General features: G+C 41.5%; 16 protein-coding genes. All 16 read right to left on the reverse strand.

Annotated features, from left to right (window positions below; translation table 11 throughout):
- Window positions 1–117: 117 nt before the first annotated feature.
- Window positions 118–2,493, reverse strand: a complete 2,376-nt coding sequence (locus FBF75_RS01090; protein ID WP_136944357.1) for an FtsK/SpoIIIE family DNA translocase — start codon at window positions 2,491–2,493, stop codon at window positions 118–120.
- Window positions 2,494–2,603: 110 nt separating this feature from the next.
- On the reverse strand, window positions 2,604–2,840 hold the full coding sequence (locus tag FBF75_RS01095; protein ID WP_048002209.1) for a YlzJ-like family protein: 237 nt from the start codon (window positions 2,838–2,840) through the stop codon (window positions 2,604–2,606).
- Window positions 2,837–3,565 carry a ClpP family protease gene (locus FBF75_RS01100; protein WP_008344713.1) on the reverse strand — a complete coding sequence of 243 codons (729 nt, stop codon included), beginning with the start codon at window positions 3,563–3,565 and terminating at the stop codon, window positions 2,837–2,839. The genes FBF75_RS01095 and FBF75_RS01100 overlap by 4 nt, the downstream gene beginning before the upstream one ends.
- Before the next feature lie 121 nt (window positions 3,566–3,686).
- Entirely contained in the window at window positions 3,687–5,354 is a 1,668-nt protein-coding gene (gene rnjB, locus FBF75_RS01105) for a ribonuclease J2 (protein WP_008344715.1), read from the reverse strand.
- 171 nt (window positions 5,355–5,525) lie between these two features.
- The gene (dapA, locus tag FBF75_RS01110) at window positions 5,526–6,392 is read right to left on the reverse strand and encodes a 4-hydroxy-tetrahydrodipicolinate synthase (RefSeq protein ID WP_025207349.1); all 867 of its coding nucleotides are present in this window, start codon (window positions 6,390–6,392) and stop codon (window positions 5,526–5,528) included.
- Between the two features lie 30 nt (window positions 6,393–6,422).
- Window positions 6,423–7,637, reverse strand: a complete 1,215-nt coding sequence (gene dapG / locus FBF75_RS01115) for an aspartate kinase (protein WP_025207348.1) — start codon at window positions 7,635–7,637, stop codon at window positions 6,423–6,425.
- Window positions 7,638–7,729: 92 nt separating this feature from the next.
- Complete coding sequence (asd, locus tag FBF75_RS01120) at window positions 7,730–8,749, reverse strand: aspartate-semialdehyde dehydrogenase (protein ID WP_008344721.1); 1,020 nt, start codon at window positions 8,747–8,749, stop codon at window positions 7,730–7,732.
- Between the two features lie 139 nt (window positions 8,750–8,888).
- Window positions 8,889–9,482 carry a dipicolinate synthase subunit B gene (gene dpaB, locus FBF75_RS01125; protein WP_008344723.1) on the reverse strand — a complete coding sequence of 198 codons (594 nt, stop codon included), beginning with the start codon at window positions 9,480–9,482 and terminating at the stop codon, window positions 8,889–8,891.
- The gene (gene dpaA, locus FBF75_RS01130) at window positions 9,479–10,381 is read right to left on the reverse strand and encodes a dipicolinic acid synthetase subunit A (protein ID WP_017359065.1); all 903 of its coding nucleotides are present in this window, start codon (window positions 10,379–10,381) and stop codon (window positions 9,479–9,481) included. Before dpaA ends, dpaB begins: the two co-directional genes overlap by 4 nt.
- A 123-nt stretch (window positions 10,382–10,504) precedes the next feature.
- Window positions 10,505–10,777 (reverse strand): YlmC/YmxH family sporulation protein, encoded by a 273-nt coding sequence (locus FBF75_RS01135; RefSeq protein ID WP_008344726.1) that lies wholly within the window; start codon window positions 10,775–10,777, stop codon window positions 10,505–10,507.
- A 61-nt stretch (window positions 10,778–10,838) separates the two neighbouring features.
- The gene (asnB, locus tag FBF75_RS01140) at window positions 10,839–12,800 is read right to left on the reverse strand and encodes an asparagine synthase (glutamine-hydrolyzing) (protein ID WP_167403852.1); all 1,962 of its coding nucleotides are present in this window, start codon (window positions 12,798–12,800) and stop codon (window positions 10,839–10,841) included.
- Window positions 12,801–12,818: 18 nt separating this feature from the next.
- On the reverse strand, window positions 12,819–13,373 hold the full coding sequence (locus FBF75_RS01145; RefSeq protein WP_136944359.1) for a hypothetical protein: 555 nt from the start codon (window positions 13,371–13,373) through the stop codon (window positions 12,819–12,821).
- Window positions 13,342–14,337, reverse strand: coding sequence for a hypothetical protein (locus FBF75_RS01150; protein WP_058337322.1), 996 nt, complete (start codon window positions 14,335–14,337; stop codon window positions 13,342–13,344). Before FBF75_RS01150 ends, FBF75_RS01145 begins: the two co-directional genes overlap by 32 nt.
- 25 nt (window positions 14,338–14,362) lie before the next feature.
- On the reverse strand, window positions 14,363–15,556 hold the full coding sequence (locus FBF75_RS01155; protein WP_136944360.1) for an acyl-CoA dehydrogenase family protein: 1,194 nt from the start codon (window positions 15,554–15,556) through the stop codon (window positions 14,363–14,365).
- Window positions 15,522–16,832 carry a type III PLP-dependent enzyme gene (locus FBF75_RS01160; RefSeq protein WP_167403851.1) on the reverse strand — a complete coding sequence of 437 codons (1,311 nt, stop codon included), beginning with the start codon at window positions 16,830–16,832 and terminating at the stop codon, window positions 15,522–15,524. Before FBF75_RS01160 ends, FBF75_RS01155 begins: the two co-directional genes overlap by 35 nt.
- Complete coding sequence (locus FBF75_RS01165; protein WP_136944362.1) at window positions 16,819–18,075, reverse strand: ATP-grasp domain-containing protein; 1,257 nt, start codon at window positions 18,073–18,075, stop codon at window positions 16,819–16,821. Before FBF75_RS01165 ends, FBF75_RS01160 begins: the two co-directional genes overlap by 14 nt.
- Window positions 18,076–18,077 lie beyond the last annotated feature (2 nt).

Genomic DNA, 18,077 nt, shown 5'->3' on the forward strand with positions numbered 1-18,077 from the left:
ATTCCGAGATAAGATGAACATAACTATATCATGTTTTTGCAAATAAATAAATAGTCTGACTTCCAGTTAACATAATCAATATATCGTTAACTTCATGTTAGGAAAGCTCTCTTCGAATTATGAAGAGAGCTCGTCATGTTGTTCTTTTGAGAGGAGGACTTCTCTCGGTTTACTGCCTTCATATGGTCCGACAACCCCGCGCTCTTCCATTGCGTCAATAAGACGCGCAGCACGGGTATAACCGATGCGGAACCTCCTTTGCAGCATAGAAACAGAGGCCGTCTGCATGCCAATGATCAGTTCAACTGCTTCATCATATAAGTCGTCGTCCACAGCCCCAAGCTGATCTTGCGTTTCTTCACTTGGGATCATTTCTTCTTGATATTGTGCTTTTTGCTGCGTGATGACATGATCAACCACATGTTCCACTTCTTCATCTGATAAAAAGGCGCCTTGTACACGAACTGGTTTGTTCGCACCGACAGGTAAGAACAACATATCCCCTCTGCCCAGCAATTTTTCTGCGCCTCCCATATCAAGAATGGTCCTTGAATCGGTTTGTGACGATACGCTAAATGCAATGCGGGAAGGGATATTTGCTTTAATGACACCTGTAATGACATCAACAGAAGGCCTTTGTGTAGCAATAATTAAATGAATCCCCGCAGCACGTGCCATTTGAGAAAGCCTTGTAATGGAATCTTCTACATCAGAGGAAGCAACCATCATTAAATCAGCAAGCTCGTCTACAATGACGACAATATAAGGGAGTTCTGGCTGCTTCGCTTCTGCTGATTGATTCATTCGTTTAATGTAATCATTGTACCCTTCAATATTTCTTGTACCCGTATGAGAAAACAATTCATAACGGCGCTCCATTTCACTAACCACTTTTTTAAGTGCCTGTGAGGCTTTCTTAGGATCTGTCACAACTGGAGCCAACAGATGCGGGATGCCGTTATAAACATTTAATTCAACCATTTTCGGGTCAATCATCATCATTTTTACTTCATGAGGTTTTGCTCTCATGAGAATGCTTGTGATAATACCATTGATACATACACTCTTTCCGCTTCCTGTCGAACCAGCCACAAGTAAATGCGGCATTTTGTTCATTTCAGCCAGCACAGCTTCACCAGAAATATTTCGGCCGAGTCCGATGAGTAGCTTGGCATTTGGGCGGTCATTTTGTTTCGATTCTAAAACCTCTTTTAAAGAAACCATCGCAATTTCTGCGTTGGGAACTTCAATTCCGATGGCGGATTTGCCAGGAATCGGCGCTTCAATTCGAATGTCTTTTGCTGCTAATGCAAGGGCTAGATCATCACTCAAGTTGACGATCTTACTTACCTTCACGCCGACATCAGGGTATACTTCATATTTTGTGACGGCCGGCCCTAAATGAACTTGTGTCACTTTTGCTTTTACACCAAAGCTTTGGAAGGTCTTTTCAAGCTTTCTTGCATTTTCATAAATATTCTTCTTATCTGTTTGCTGACCTGAATGCTGCGGCTCAGCTAAAATATCAAGCGATGGCAGCTCATAATCCTTGTTTTCAAGCTCCGTAAACGTCATAGGCGGAGCTTCTTTCGGTTCATCCCCTGTATCATGAGACGGAGTGCCTTGTACAGTTTCTTGAAGAGGATCTGGCTCATTGACCGGCTGATCTTTTTGAACTTGCGGTGTGAGCATGTCATCTCGATCAGCAAAACTTGAGATAATCGGCTGACGATTGTCAGAAGCTTGCTCTCCTTCCTCGATCAAGATATGATCATGATCTTCTTCGGTCTCTTCTTGCAACCGTGAACGTTTTTTCTTTTCACTTGTTTTCTGCGCAGGTGCATTCTTTTTCGCCTGCCTTATGCCTTTCATATCTTCAATAAATGCTTTCCACTGCTTCACCAAAAATTGTGATACAGGCAGCGTCACTTTTTTGACCATTTCTTGCAGTGACCGGTTTGTGATCAGCACAATGCCGATCAGCATTAGCACAATGGCCATGATTTGCGACCCTGCTTGTGCAAACAAGAAATAGGAGGCCGCAAATAATACAGCACCGATCATACCGCCTCCTAAATCGGGCGAGCCTGTCTCACCTTTCATATCCATTAAGAATAACTCAAACGTATTTCTGATTACACTTTGAGAACCTATCACGCCTGCAGCTGAAAGATGCTGAAAAAGCTTCACATGGGACAAAAGCAAGATACTCGCAATGATGCAGTATAAACCTGCTTTTCTTCTTGTCAGTAAATCAGGAATTTGTTTTTTCCAAAAGATCGTCACACCAAAAAGAAATAATCCGATAAGGCAGAGAATAAACCATTCACCTGCAAAGAATCGGAATAGATGTACAAAGGTTTGTCCAACTACACCTAGCTGTAAAATGGCAATGATCGCTATGGCAATACAGACTAACCCATTTAGTTCATATTTCAGTTTTAGCTGTTTATTTTGTTTTTTTCTTGTTTTACGTTTTCTCTTTTTCGCCATACTCATCACCTTACTACAAAAGAAAATATAACCTACGAAAAGATCAGAAAGAAAGCAGCCTGGTTTTGGCTGCATCTTGTTGTAAGTTTTCCCTTTATTATAGCATAGAATCATTCATATGAGTCGGTTTGATTGGTGCCTAAATGTAACTTCAATCGCTTACCTGGTGCAAGCTCCTGATTCAAAAAGTCCATTGGATTCGTACTCATTACTTGAACGATTTCCGCTTCATCTTCTTTCATTTCAACCATCACTGGCACGCCCTGGATGTTTACCTGCTGGAGTTTGCGTTCTCCTTGTTCCTCAGCGTAAATGGCTTCATAAGGCATAGTTGTATATAAAATCATTGGATCAGCCCCTCGTTTTGTGCAGCCCGTTCTCCAATAAGCTCGTTCAGCTTTTTAATCGCTTGTCCAACGCCGCCGACTTCATGCATCAGTCCGTATTCAGCCGCCTCATGGCCAACGACATTTGTCCCGATGTCTCTTGTTAGATTGCCTTTAGAGAACATAAGCTCTTTAAATTTCTCTTCTGTAATGTTTGAGTGACTCGTGACAAAATTAATGACTCTTTCCTGCATTTTATCTAAGTATTCAAAGGTTTGCGGAACACCAATGACTAGACCGGTTAAGCGTACAGGGTGAATGGTCATCGTTGCTGTTTCGGCAATGTATGAATAATCACACGATACGGCGATTGGGACCCCAATAGAGTGGCCGCCGCCAAGCACAATGGATACAGTCGGTTTGGATAAAGAAGCGAGCATTTCCGCAATAGCTAGTCCTGCTTCTACATCGCCGCCCACTGTATTTAAAATGATCAGAAGTCCTTCAATTTTTGGGTTTTGTTCAACTGCTACGATTTGTGGAATGACATGTTCGTATTTGGTTGTTTTATTTTGTGGCGGCAGCTGCATGTGCCCTTCAATTTGTCCAATAATAGTCAGGCAATGTATGTTTGTATCTTGTGACAACTGTGGGACGGCTGTTTCACCAAGCTGTTGTATTTTGCTCATAATGCTATCTTTTTCTTCTGGTTTTCGCTCAGGCTGCTGTTCATTCTGTTCGTCCATTTGTCTCCATCCTTTCCTAAAAACTCTCCTCCTATTATGAACAAGATCGTCACATTCCATCCGCATTCATCATGTCACATTAAAAAACCCCAAAGAGCTTGTGCTCTTTGGGCTTTTCTCATCACACTTCCATAATAATTGGAATGATCATTGGCTTACGTTTTGTTTTTTCATATAGGAATTGATTTAGTACATCGCGCATGGATTGCTTCAGTGTTGACCATTCAACAATTGAGTTTTCCGTTTGCTCTTTCACAATCCCTTTGACCATTTCTGTTGCTTTCACAATCAGCTCTTCGGATTCTCTTACATAAACAAATCCTCTTGTGATGATCTCAGGTCCAGAAATTAATTGTTTCTTTTGTTTATCGAGCGTAATGACCACAATTAAGATGCCATCTTGAGACAATAGGCGTCTATCACGTAAGACAATATTCCCGATGTCACCAACACCAAGACCATCGATCAAAATGTTCCCTTGATGTACTTTTTCACCGATTTTGACGTTTTGACCTCTAAATTCCACAACATCCCCTTTATCAATTAAGAAAATGTCGCTTCGTTTCATGCCCACTTCTTCAGCAATACGAGAATGTGCTTTTTGCATGCGATATTCGCCGTTTACTGGAATTAAATACTTTGGCTTCAGTAAGTTCAGCATGAGCTTTAACTCTTCTTGACAGCCATGTCCAGATACATGCACACGTTTTTGAGCAAAAATCACTTGTGCTCCGCTTCTTGTAAGGAAATCCACCGTTTTTGAATAGGTGAGTTCTTGTCCTGGAAGAGGTGTAGACGCAATCACAACCGTGTCATCTTTTTCAATATGAAGCTGTTTGTGATTTTGTTTCGCCATTTTTGTTAAAGCAGCGAGAGGCTCACCGTGGCTTCCTGCTGTGAGAATGACCACACTGTTTTTCGCCATTTTTTTCACTTCTTGGACTGGAACAAATAATTCTTCGTCTGCTGTCACATAACCAAGTTTGATCGCAAGCTGAAGAGTTGTCATCATATTTTTCCCTGCTACTGCAAGCTTACGGCCATTTTGGTTTGTGGCATTAATGATTTGCTGTACACGGTTAATATTTGATGAAGATACAGCGACAATCACACGGTTTTCAGCATTGTACATCGCATTTGAGATTTCGTCTTGGACGAGCGCCTCAGAAGGTGTATAGCCTGGTTTTTCAGCATTTGCACTGTCTGAAAGAAGTGCTAAAACGCCATTGTTTCCAATTTTCGCAATCTCTCCGATGTCACAGGCTTGGTTAAGCGCTGGGGTTTGATCAAATTTAAAATCACCTGTGCATACGATTGAACCAAGAGATGTTTTGAAGCTGATTCCGACTGAATCAGGAATACTGTGATTCGTTCTAAAGAATGACACCTTTGTTGTTTCAAATGTAATGACTGACTTTGCATGAACCTCTCGCAAATCAGCTTTTTGATTGAAGCCGTATTGCTTTAACTTTTCTCGAAGTAACGCAAGGGTCAGCTTCGTGCCGTAAACTGGTACAGACAATTTGCTTAAGCAATGGAATACGCCTCCGATTGCTTCATCATGTCCGTGGGTAAGAAAAATTGCTTTCACCCGATCAGCTCGTTCTGTTAAATAAGAGATATCAGGAATGACCACGTCAATGCCTAGCATTTCGTTTTCTGGATGCATGAGTCCTGCATCTACAACATATATGTCGGAATCAATCTCAATGACATATAAGTTTTTCCCGATTTCTCCAACGCCTCCCAGTGCAATAATTCTTACGTTCTCTGTATTTTTCTTTTTCAAAATTCTTATCCTCCTAGTCTCAAGCCCGTCCATCATCGCTTAATGCTATTATAACTGAATCTAATTTTAGAAAACAAGATGAAGTCACATTTTAAGAAAGTGTTTATGTATAAAAAACGGTCATACTCAGGGACATCTGAGAATGACCGCTTACGAATTTTTTTGTTTTGATCAGCTGTTTAATACGCTGCTTAAATTCAGTCTCTCTTCTTCTGATAAAGGTAAAAGCGGGAGTCGAACAGATCCGACATCTAATCCTTTCAGCTGAAGAGCTGTTTTGACAGGCGTTGGATTTGGCGCTGAGAACAGCTGGTTCATGATCGGCACCAGCTTTTGATGAATCAATGCCGCATTCGCTGTTTGTCCTGAAGCGTAGCTTTTTAGCATTTGCTGCATATCAAGACCTACAATATGAGAAGCAACAGAGACGACTCCTCTTGCACCAACCGCAACCGCAGGAAGCGTTAGGCTATCGTCACCAGAGTAAACGTCAAAATCTTCTGGTGTCTCTGCAATGATTTTTGTCATGGCATCTAGATCACCGCTTGCTTCTTTGATTGCGACAATGTTCGGTATTTGCGCAAGCTTAATCGTTGTTTCTGGTGCTAATGAAGCAACCGTTCTTCCTGGTACATTGTAAAGCATGACAGGAAGAGATGTAGACTCGGCAATTGCTTTAAAGTGTGCATACATGCCTTCCTGTGATGGCTTGTTGTAGTAAGGTACGACAAGCATCACTGCATCAACGCCCGCTTCTTCTGCTTTTTTCGTTAGTTTAATAGACGCATTTGTGTTATTACTGCCTGTTCCTGCAATGATTTTACAACGACCATTTGCTAATTTCACCGATTGCTGAAAAAGAGCGACTTTTTCTTCAGTCGATAAAGTTGGCGATTCGCCTGTTGTTCCTGCAACGACTAAAGAGTCACTGCCGTTTTTTAACAAGTAATCAATGAGAATTGATAGCTTTTGGAAATCAATGTTGCCCTTTTTATCAAAAGGTGTAATCATAGCTGTTGCGATATTTCCGAAATTCATTTTTTTCACCTCATCATGATTCAATCACATTTATCTTGAAAGTTCAAACACTTCATGAAGGGCATTGACAGCCGCTCTCATGTTTTCTTCGTTCACTAACACCCAAATCGTCGTATGACTGTCAGCGGACTGTAGGATCGGAATATTTTGCTCAGATAGTGCAGATACGATTTTAGATGTGACACCTGGTACACCCATAATGCCTGCTCCAACAGCTGATACCTTTGCACAGTTTGTCGTGACAATCGGCGTATAGCCTAGATCTTTTAGGATCGCCGTTGCTTTTTCAGTCATTGCACCTGTCACCGTATAGACGATTTCGCTCGGTGTAATGTTGAAGAAATCGACACTGATTTGGGCATTTGCCATTGCTTTAAAGACTTCTGTTTGTACGCTGTACTGTCCCTCTTTAGCTGGGACTTTGATTTGTGTGACATCATTGACATGTGCAATACCCGTAATCAGGCGGTCGTACACATCATGACTCATTTTATCTGAGTAGTGTGATGTCACGAGTGTGCCCTCATCATCAGAGTATGTTGAACGGACCCTCATTGGTACTTTTGCTTGCATGGCAATTTCAACAGCTCTCGGGTGAATGACTTTTGCCCCTTGGTATGCGAGGTTACAAATTTCTGTGTATGTCACGACTCTCAGTGGTTTTGCATTTTCTACAATACGGGGATCTGCTGTCATGACACCTTCTACATCTGTAAAAATATCGATGAAATCTGCCTGCAATGCAGCGCCTAACGCAGCAGCTGACGTATCACTGCCGCCTCGTCCGATTGTTGTCACGTCTCCATTTTTTGCAGCGCCTTGGAATCCAGCAACGACAACCACATCATGCTCTGAAAGTGCCGCCTCAAGACGTTCACACTTCATGTCAATAATTTTCGCATTTGTATGTTCTTTATCTGTCACAAAGCCTGCCTGTGATCCAGTCATCGCTACAGCCTTTAGCCCGTTTTCATTCAGCATACTTGAAAAAACAACAGCTGAAATATTTTCTCCGCAAGACACGAGTAAATCTTTTTCTCGGTTTGTCATATGCTGCGCACTGCCGTAAAGCAGACCAAGAAGTGTATCTGTCGCATAAGGATCGCCTTTTCGTCCCATCGCAGACACGACAACGACCGATTTATAGCCTTTCTCTTTTGCAGATAAGATATGTGCAAGTGCCCTTTTTCTCCCTTGATCATCTTTGACAGATGTACCGCCAAATTTTTGGACAATTATTTTCACTGTTTTCACTCCAAGTTCATTCTGACGTAACAGAAGAGAGCAGGCGAAAGATGCCTAACTCTCTTCTATTCGTCCTCATCATCCATTGAATGTTAAACTAATTTTAATGCTCGTAAGCTTTCTGCAATTTGAACGGAGTTCCATGCAGCGCCTTTTAGCAGGTTATCAGATACAATCCACATATGGAAGCCATTTGGACGATCCAAATCCTTCCGAATGCGGCCGACAAATACGTCGTTTTTACCAACAGCATCTGCAGGCATTGGATAAATTTGCTGAGACGGATCATCTTGTAATGTGATGCCTGGTGCATCTTTTAGGATAGACTTGATGTCATCAACCGTTGCGTCATTTGATTTAAGTTCAACGTAAACCGATTCTGAATGACCCGTTTCAATTGGCAGTCTCACACATGTTGCCGCTACTTCTAGCTCTGGCAAATGCATGATTTTTTTCGTTTCATTGATCATTTTCATTTCTTCAAATGTATAGCCATTATCTTGGAATTTATCAATTTGCGGAATCGCATTAAAGGCAATTTGATAAGGCATGACTTCTGGTTTCACATCTTCTTTATTTAAAATGGCTTGCGACTGGCTGTACAGTTCGTCTATGGCTTCATGTCCTGCACCTGATACTGCTTGGTAAGTAGACACAATGACTTTTTTCATGCCATACGCTTGACGAAGCGGTTCTAGCGCCGCCACCATTTGAATCGTTGAACAGTTAGGGTTTGCAATGATCCCTTGATGGTCATGCAAATCTTTTTCGTTTACCTCTGGTACGACAAGAGGGGTATTTTCGTCCATACGAAAAGCACTTGTATTATCGACAACAATTGCACCTCGTTTGACTGCTTCAGGAGCTAGCGCTTTGGAAACATTTCCTCCCGCACTGAATAGTGCAATATTGACCCCTTCAAAGCTTTCAGGTGTTGCTTCTTGAACGGTATACTCTTGACCTCTGAATGTCACTTTTGTTCCAGCAGAACGTTTTGAGGATAGTAGGGTAAGTGTATCCATTTCAAAATCTCTGTCAGCTAGTGTTTTTAACATTTGTTGACCGACAGCTCCAGTCGCTCCAACTACAGCTACATGCAATCCTCTTCCCATCAGTAAAACTCCTTCCGACCCATCCATGATTCTTTTCTTTCGGATGGCCATCCTATGACTTTTTACATTTTATTTTACCATAGAAAAGCAAGGCTTGAAGTACCTTTTTTGAATCTTTCATGATTTTCTAGTGAATCTATTATTCGTTTGCTCCAATTAAAATGGGCTGAATTTGTCTATGCTCGAGCGCCTCTTCTACCGTTTTCGTCAGTAGATCCATATGCGCTACCATGGAAGTCGGTTTTTTGAATGGATCATCTTGGCCGAATGGAATAAAGAAAATGTTCTTTGTCGACATGAGTCTCATGAGATTTGTACCATTTAAACCTAATGCATCATTGGTGGAAATGCCTAAAACGACAGGGCGGTGATTACGAATGGTCGCCTTAGCAGCCATTAAGACTGGACTGTCTGTCAGTGCATTTGCAAATTTCGCCATTGAATTGCCTGTTAAAGGCGCAATGACCATACAATCAAGTGGAAGTTTTGGTCCGAGTGGCTCTGCTTTGACGATTGAGTCAATCGCTTGAAATCCTGTCAGCTTCTCAATCCGCTCAATCCAGTCCGCTCCTTCTCCGAATCTCGTATTCGTATTTTGCACCGTATACGACACGACAGGACGCACTTCTGCCCCTTCTTTCACGAGTGATTCGATTTGCGGAAAAACAGCTTCGTACGTGCAGTGAGAACCTGTTAAACCAAAGCCGATTCTTTTCCCTTTTAGTGTTGTCATGATTCCATCCCCCTTTTTTCCTCCGCAAGTTCACATAAGAGCCCAGAAAGCACTTTTGCAATGATCTGTCCGGCTGTCTTTGGTGCCACAATCCCTGGAAGTCCTGGTGCAAGAAGTGCCTTCACTCCATGCTTTTGTGCAAAGTCAAAGTCTGTTCCACCTGGGCGGGAGGCGATATCCAAAATGAGTGTCTTTGGTGTCATGCTAACGATGACAGATGAATCTAATACTAAGCTTGGAATCGTATTGATGATGATGTCGACATCCGTTACTTCATCTTTTAAACGGTCCATTGAAAATGGATCAAGTCCCATCTCAAAGGCTCGCGCTAAATGGGCTGTATCTGCAGCACCAACTTTCACTTCCGCACCTAGCGCCCGAAATGTGCGGGCAATGGTGAGCCCTGTTCGACCAAGCCCGAGAACAGCGACATGTGACCCATGAATCGTATAGTCCGTTTGCTGAATAGCCATCATGATAATCCCTTCAACTGTTGGAATAGAATTATATATGGCAATATCATCTCGCTCAAACAGCTTCACAAGCTTCCGGTTCACCTGCTTTGCCATATTGTCTAAGTACATATTAGAAATACCTGAGTACAAGGTACAATGTGCAGGGGTTCTTTCTAAATATTTAGCTTCTAGCACGACCTTCTCATTTGAAAAAACGGTGGCAACGACCCCTTCGTCTGTAGCACCTGATACCGGAAGGATCATACTGTCTACCTGCTCAAATGGAAGCTCTGACATTTTCAGCTTTTCAGCACCAATAAATCCATGATCCAGCTGATCAAATCCGACCAAAAACACTTTGGCATGCTGCTGTGACAGCTTGCGAATGATTTCAAGCTGCCTAGCATCTCCCCCGATCACCGCAACCGTTAAACCGCTCAACATACTGACCGTTCACCTTCTTTATTTAAAAAAGTCTGTAATATTTTCCGAATCTCCCTTTCAGCATATGAGGAGAGGATTCAGCCTGTGAACAAATCGGGGAGAGAAAAGAAAAAGAGCACCCTTTTATGATGGGTGCTCTTTTTCCCCGTGCGGCTGAAGTTCTTCAGGCACATCGAGAATGATCATATCTGATCCTATTTTTTGAATGTGATTCCACGGAACGCGGATGTCATTTCCTTGTTTTCGAAAGCCAAACCATTTGACGGAAGGTATGATGAGTGCTGTAATTTGACCGTCCTGTTCATTTATTTCAAGGTCGGTTTGTCCAAGCACGCCAAGCCGCTCCGCTCTTTTAATATCGACGATCTCTTTTCCTGACAGCTCACTCAGCCTCAAAATCGCATCACTCCCCTTCCATATCATATATGCAGCAGGCAAGGGGAATAGACCGGGCCTCTTAATGACTAGTTTGGAGCGGAAGACGCGCCCCTTTGATATAGTGATCATGCCATAATTCCAAGTTGTAAAGCATCCACACTTTTTGGTCCGCTCCATTTTTGTTCTTCTGATTCGAATGATTTCGCAAAAATTGTTCTAGCGGCTCCTTTTGAAATAATTGTGTTGCAAAGCTTTGTTGATCAAGAAGTTTCTCTTCGATTTCTCCCATTCTTTTGTTCATCCAATGATACACCGGAACAGGAAAACCCATTTTTCTTCTATATAATATACGCTTATCCACCGTTTGCTCCATTGTCTTTTTCAACATATATTTCGGAATATCTTGGACCTCACTTGTTTTAAGGCTCGATTGGAAAAATGCTTGCACTTTGCTAGGTAGCCCTTTATAAGGAAGTTTGTACTTGAAAGGCATATCGTTGACAAATTGGATGATGCGATGATCAAGAAACGGTACACGTGCTTCTAGTCCGTGTGACATCGTCATCATATCAAGCCGGTCTAACAAGTTGGGTAAATGGATTTGTTGAAATAAATAGAGCAGTTTGTTTTCATACGACGCCCCTTCCATCTCTTGAAAGCAATGGGCGATCAACTGATTCATGTGCAAATCAGCAGAATCAATTGAATGAGCGTGCTGACCTAAGAGCTGCTCTTTTTCGCTATCAGTAAACCAAGCATATCTTTTTTTATAATGTTCCATTTCCCCATCAAGATGGATAAATTGATGCACCTGCTGCTGAAAGGACGGTTCAAATAATACCTTTGAAAGGATGGATGACAGCTTTCGGTTTTTTTGAAGCCATAAAATTTTACGCCAATCTGAAGGACTCCTAAATACACGTCCATACCCTGCAAACAATTCGTCCGCTCCTTCACCACACAAAACAACCGTTACATGCTTTTTTGCTTCACTTGACATATGGTAAAAAGCGACTTCATGAGGAATGGAAAGAGGATGATCTCTTCGTTTCACAACTTCTGGCAATAATTGAAAGTATTCTTCTTCACTCATTCGATGTGAGTGAAGCTTGACGTTGTATTGTTCTGCTGCGAGCTTGGCATAGCTTTCTTCAGAAAAACCTTCCTCTTCAAAGCTGGTCGAAAAACAGTGAATATTCTCGTTCGCATATTTGGACATCAAAGCGACAATCGAAGTCGAATCCACTCCTCCACTCAAAAAAGCTCCTACAGGTACATCAGACATCATTTGTTTTTGCACACTATCTTGAAGTAATTCAAACAATCCCTTTTGATAATAACGTTCTCCCCTGTCAATTCCATCAGATGGGAAAGGATATTGCCAATAGGCCTCTTTTGTCATTCCTGTTTCGTCTATTTTCAAGATGACACCTGGGGGTAATGTTTGAATTCCTTGAAAGAAAGTTTGCTCGCCGATCGCATAACGGAAGGATAAATAACTAAGGACAGCTTCAGGCTGAATGGCAATTTGTATATCTGGATGCTGAAGAAGAGCCTTCATTTCCGATCCGAAAATAAGCCCTCCTCTACATTCTGAAACATAAAGCGGTTTAATCCCAGACCGGTCTCTAAATAAATAGAATTCTTTCTTCTTTTGATCCCAAATCGCAGCTGCAAACATTCCATTTAATTGCTCAGTAAAAGAAATACCGTATTCTTCATAGCCATGAACAAGTACTTCTGTATCTGTCAGCGTACGAAACGTATGACCTTTATTCCATAAGTCCTCTCTTAGTTCTTGGAAATTATAAATCTCGCCATTTAAAATCACACAAATAGACTCATCTTCATTTGTTATTGGCTGCGGCCCAGATTGAATATCGATAATGGAAAGCCGTGTATGAACCAAACCAACTGAGTCGTCTTGATATACACCACTATCATCAGGTCCACGCACACTAAGTGCGTTTTTCATCTTCAGTAAGATGTGTGGATCAAGTGGTGCTTTGTTAAAATGACAATAACCTGCAATGCCGCACATAGACATGGCTCCCTTCCATCAATGATCTGACTGCTGAGTCGTCATTGCGAAAATATGCATAAATGGATTATCTTGAAAGCGGATTTCATCAAAAACGATTTTTTGCGAGAAGGAAAGCGAATCAATCCATAGGTTTGATGTCAAATGATGATTGATGCCGGCTACCGTATGAATATAATCAAATGCATAAGCCAATCGATCATCAAATGCAGGTTCACGTTCAATCACATCGGTTAATGAAAGACGAGACTCCAAGACAACGGTCCCCTCTCGTAATAATGTCATCTTTTCGTAGAGATTACCATTAGATGAACAGCCAACGACATGGAGCGCTTCTGCTTCAACTGCCTGAAGTTGAATAGACTGACCCTCTAATTCAATATTGTCTCCTTGATCTTGATAAATGAACTGAAAAGGAATGCCTTCGACCAAAGAGTCCTTCACGTTCATGACCAACTCAGCCGGCAAAGAAGCCCCACCAATGGTTAATTGGCCTTTTTCATATTCATTTTGATATGTGATGCCTCTGTTATTGACATAATCATGAAGAGTGAGGGGTTGATAGGTTTTCATTTTGAATCACCTCTTTTAGTTGCGTGAGAAGGCTTGTCTCCACTTCTAATGTTTTTTGAAACCGATTCGACGTCCTTTCAATCATACTGCGAGGATTTTTGCTGAGGCCGACTCTAGCTGTAAAATTAGCAAGCACTGTCCAGCTTTGATAAGCATCTTCAAATGCTTGAATAAGGGGTTGTAAATGCTCATTTTCATATGATGATAAAAATGTCACCATATGTTTTCTGGAGTTGGCGACATCCTTTAGTCCTTCAAAATAAACATTGTCTAATAAATTACCATTTTCATCACCTTTGATACTATCTATATAATCTCTTTGAATGACTGAAATTGCGTCAAGGCCTGTGATAGCTCCAGGCAATTCAAAATGTGGCGGTGCACCTTCTAATATGGCAACATGCTCTTTTAAAACTTTCATTACATCCGGTTCTTTCTCAAGATCAACCTGTTTGATCCATTTATAACGATTTTCGGTTCGAGGCGTATGTTCGTAGACAGAGCGTGCGGCTTTCATCAAATGATCTTTACTCAATGTGCCATGATAAGAATAAGCATGGTCACTGATCACTACATGATCATCATTCACCTCAAGTACTTCCAATGTATGATATCCATGTTCTCTTTCAAAAAATGGACAGTACGGTAATTCAAATATATCTAAAGAAACAGACACAGTGCCTCTCTCAGGATGCTGTTTAAATACTCGATTCATATAGAGGTCTAATTCCTCTTCGGTGTAAAAAATTTCTTCTAAATGAATGCCATTATGATGCAGAATATCTTCACGAAAATGTTTAAAGGAACCGATCAAAACAAACCCTTGGTCTTGAGATCTATAAACAAGACCAGCTTGCCTCCAAATCCTGTCGATTTGAATTCCTTGTCTAAGAAGCATGGCTGCAATCGTTAATTGAGAACAGTTTAAATAATTGTTTCGGTAAATAGGTGCTGCAGTAGCCACATATGTCTCCTCCTTTTTTACGCCATCATACCCAGCGATTTTTTAACGGGATAATGCCCAGCTCTTTTTTCGCAATCACTTCTTTTAATACATCTTCTGAAGGTGGATGAAATTTTGCCGCTTTCACATCTCGGCTTAAGCGCTCGAGCAAAGATCTTTGCTGTAATGAAGAAAAACCCTCGACCTGAGAAGCCAGCTCCACAATTTCTTCTGCCGCCTGCGTCACAAAGTGTTTAGTAATCAGCGTCTTCGTATACAACTCACTCGAGTAATGAGTTTGTTTCTTTTCTCGATCTGCTTGCTGGGCACAGGCCATGAGCTGAGAATGTGCAACATCTAATTTCATTTTCATATCTGCAATACGAAATTGTTGACCTGGTAAAAAGGCTGATTTCTTCTTAGAAATTCGATCATTCCTTTTATATGCCATACCGAGGGCATGTTCATATGCTGCCTTTGCAATCCCGTAATAAACAGCGGTAACAGCTAAACGAAACCAATAGATTAAATGTTCAGTATCTTCTATTGCGTAGCCTTCACGCCCGATGAGCTGATGATCGGGTATAAACACTTGATCAAAATGAATGTGATGACTCATCGATGCTCTCATTCCCGAATAATTCCACGATTCCTCCACCGCAGCACCTTCACTCGGTAATGTCATTAAAAGCGCCGTCATTCCATATTGAGATGTGCATGACGACGGGGCATACTCACAATAGATTGGCAAATATTTAATGCGCGGTGCACCTGTCACAGTAAACTTAGTTCCACTCACAAGATATCCGCCATCTGTTTTTTCAGCGGTGATGGTTGGAATTCCCTCCATTTGCTTTCGTTGATAAATAAAAATCACATTCGGGTCGCTGACAGAGGCGATGAACTCTCCTGAATGCCGAATATCGTCAAATACCGAAGCCTGCTGCTCACTTGTCAGCACTTCAGAAAATGCGCCGAGCGAATAGTAATGCATTGCCATAATGAGGCCTGTTGACGCACACCCTTTAGATATGTGTGACAACAAGGTGATCGTTTCTTCAAATCCATATCCAAGACCTCCGTGTTGTTTCGGCATATTGGCGACATGCAACCCACAATCAATCAGCTCGTCTAGATTCTGATGTGGGAACAGAGATTCGGCATCCAGCTGCCCTGCTCTTTCTGAAAATTGGTGAATGAGACGATCAATCGTTTCTTGTCGAAGCTCTGTCAGTTTCATCTTCACCCCTCCTTTGTCTAAAGAATGATCTATTTTGTTTCAATAACAGATCTTCCGGTGTCCCTCTATCTCGCACAACATAATCGTTCCCCTCAAACAACAGTATCTCAAGCGGAGAAGAATGACCTAAAAATAAGGTAGGGCTGTAGCTCAGTCCATATGCACCAGATTTCTCAATACAAAGAAGATCCCCTACTTCCCCTTGCGGAAGCTCCACCTGCCTGCCAATTAAGTCTTCTGGTGTACAAAGTGGACCAACAATTGATTGTTTCACTACGGCTGCGGTGTTGCTGGAATGTTTAATGAGCCGCATAGGGTAATTATTGCGGAGCAGTCTGCCTCTAAACGTCATCGCTTGATGATGATGCATCCCGCCATCTGCTATTAAAAACGGCTGCCCTTTTGATTCTTTTACATATTGTATGGTTGTTAAATAAACACCACATTCTGCTAAAAGAAATCTTCCCATTTCTATAATAAACCTCGGAAATTCAAGCTCTGTTTCATATGATCTAATCAAATCCGCTACGTGTTGAAATAGCCTTTCAGCATGAAGCGGGGTTTCATGCTGAAAATACGGAATGCCAAAACCGCCACCTAAATCAACCATCTGGCATGTTCGTCCATATTCATTCTTGATTCGAACAGCTGTGTTAAGTGTGTATTCAAACGAAGATAAAAGCGATGTTTCATCAAGAACTTGAGTTCCCAGATACATATGGATCCCTTTAAATAGCAGCGAATGATCATACTTCTGAAACAGATCAAATACATCATTCAGTTTAGATTCATCTATTCCAAACGGACTTGGAACTCCGCCCATTTTTATTTTGGCTCGTGACTCAATTGAATCTGGATTGATCCGAATGCCTACTGATGCCTGCTTGTGTTGACGTTTTGCAGACTCAGCGATGTAGGTAAGTTCTTCCTTAGATTCGGCGATAATACAATAGATCTCATGCTGAACAGCGGTATCAATCTCTTCCTTCTGCTTACCCGGTCCAGAAAAAATGATATGCTGCGGTGAATAACCTGCTTTTATCGCCATGAAAAGCTCTCCTTCAGAAGCCACTTCTATACCAGCTCCAAAAGACCGTAACAATGATGCAATCGAGACGTTTCCATTGGCCTTAAATGAAAAGAACACCTCAGCTGTTTGATGGAGCCATGATGTAATGTGCTCATAGTGCTCTTTCAATGCATCTCCATCGTATACATACATCGGCGTCCCATAACGATTTGCTTTCTCTAAGAGCGTAAAGTCATTTTCCAGCACATCTCCTCCTCCTTTCTGATGAAAATTCCATCTCATCAAACATTGTCAGCATATGAATCTGCTTGTCCTTCTTCATATGGTAAAACAAGATAAACAATCGATAGTGCCACGTATCATCAGATCTCGTCTTACCAAAAGTATAAATAAAGAACCCGCCATCTTCTCCCGGATTGAGTGCTTCTGTTACCTCCGTTAAGACATCTTCAAATGGCAGGTCAGCGCTGCATGAGAATCTTTTAAAGCGGCTTTCGATATATTCGTAAGTTGAAAAAAAACGACAAATCAGTGGGAGTAAATAAGTGACCTGTGTGAACCGGGCATTTATTTCGATGATCGGTATGAGCTGTTCATTTTCATCAATAATTGAATCGACACCAACCACACCACGATACCCTTCATCATAAAGAAGCTCTATGATTCGATGCATGCTTGCTTCGTATTCACGTTTTTTGTCCAATTCATACACAGGCGCAAAATCCGTGCCTAAGTAAATGCCGTCCTCATTAATTTTCTGCTCTGTAATGGAGAGTAAGTGTGACCCCTCCTCTTGAATGAGCAATTGGGCATTTAAGGACCGTTTAATCGGATGCCATCCCTCTAAGAGCAAATCCGTTTCGATATTCCTTCTTTCAATAAAGGTCAGCAGCTGCATAAATTCTCGGTCATTTTTTAAAATACGCAGCCCCTTCCCAGATGATCCATAAGGTATTTTCAGAACCATTTTTGAGAAATTCTTCGCCTTTAATTCTTCATACGTCTGTTTTAATTCGTCAGCATGATGACAGATAGCGCCGCACGTGACGTTAAACAGATGTTCTTCTGCCCATCTTCTAGTAGAAATCTTATGATTGAACCGCTTTACGAGCGTAGCATTTGAGCCGTATATCGTTCTTTTTTCAATCAATGCTTCTTTTTCAAGGGATTCATCTAAAAGATACGGTACAATAAGTCCATTTAATGTAAATGCATGGTCTAGTTGAGTCATATGCGGAAGCTGAACACCTTGATTTTCCAAATAGGCTAAAAAAGCTTTATCAGGCTGATGATGCAAGATGACATGATGCTCTTTAGATGCAATCAAAAGCAGTTGTTGTTCTTGCTGAAGAACCAGTTCATTTTGAACATGGTCTGTCATGACTGGTAAAGCTCTTGTTTGATCCCAGCTCTGTTCTTGATTCATATTCCCATACCAAATCACGTCATTTCTTCCCTTAAAATCAAATAGCGATGCCGGATCTTTCATGA

Origin of the sequence: Bacillus sp. S2(2019), from assembly GCF_005144805.1 — a bacterium.
Lineage (GTDB): Bacteria > Bacillota > Bacilli > Bacillales > Bacillaceae > Bacillus > Bacillus altitudinis.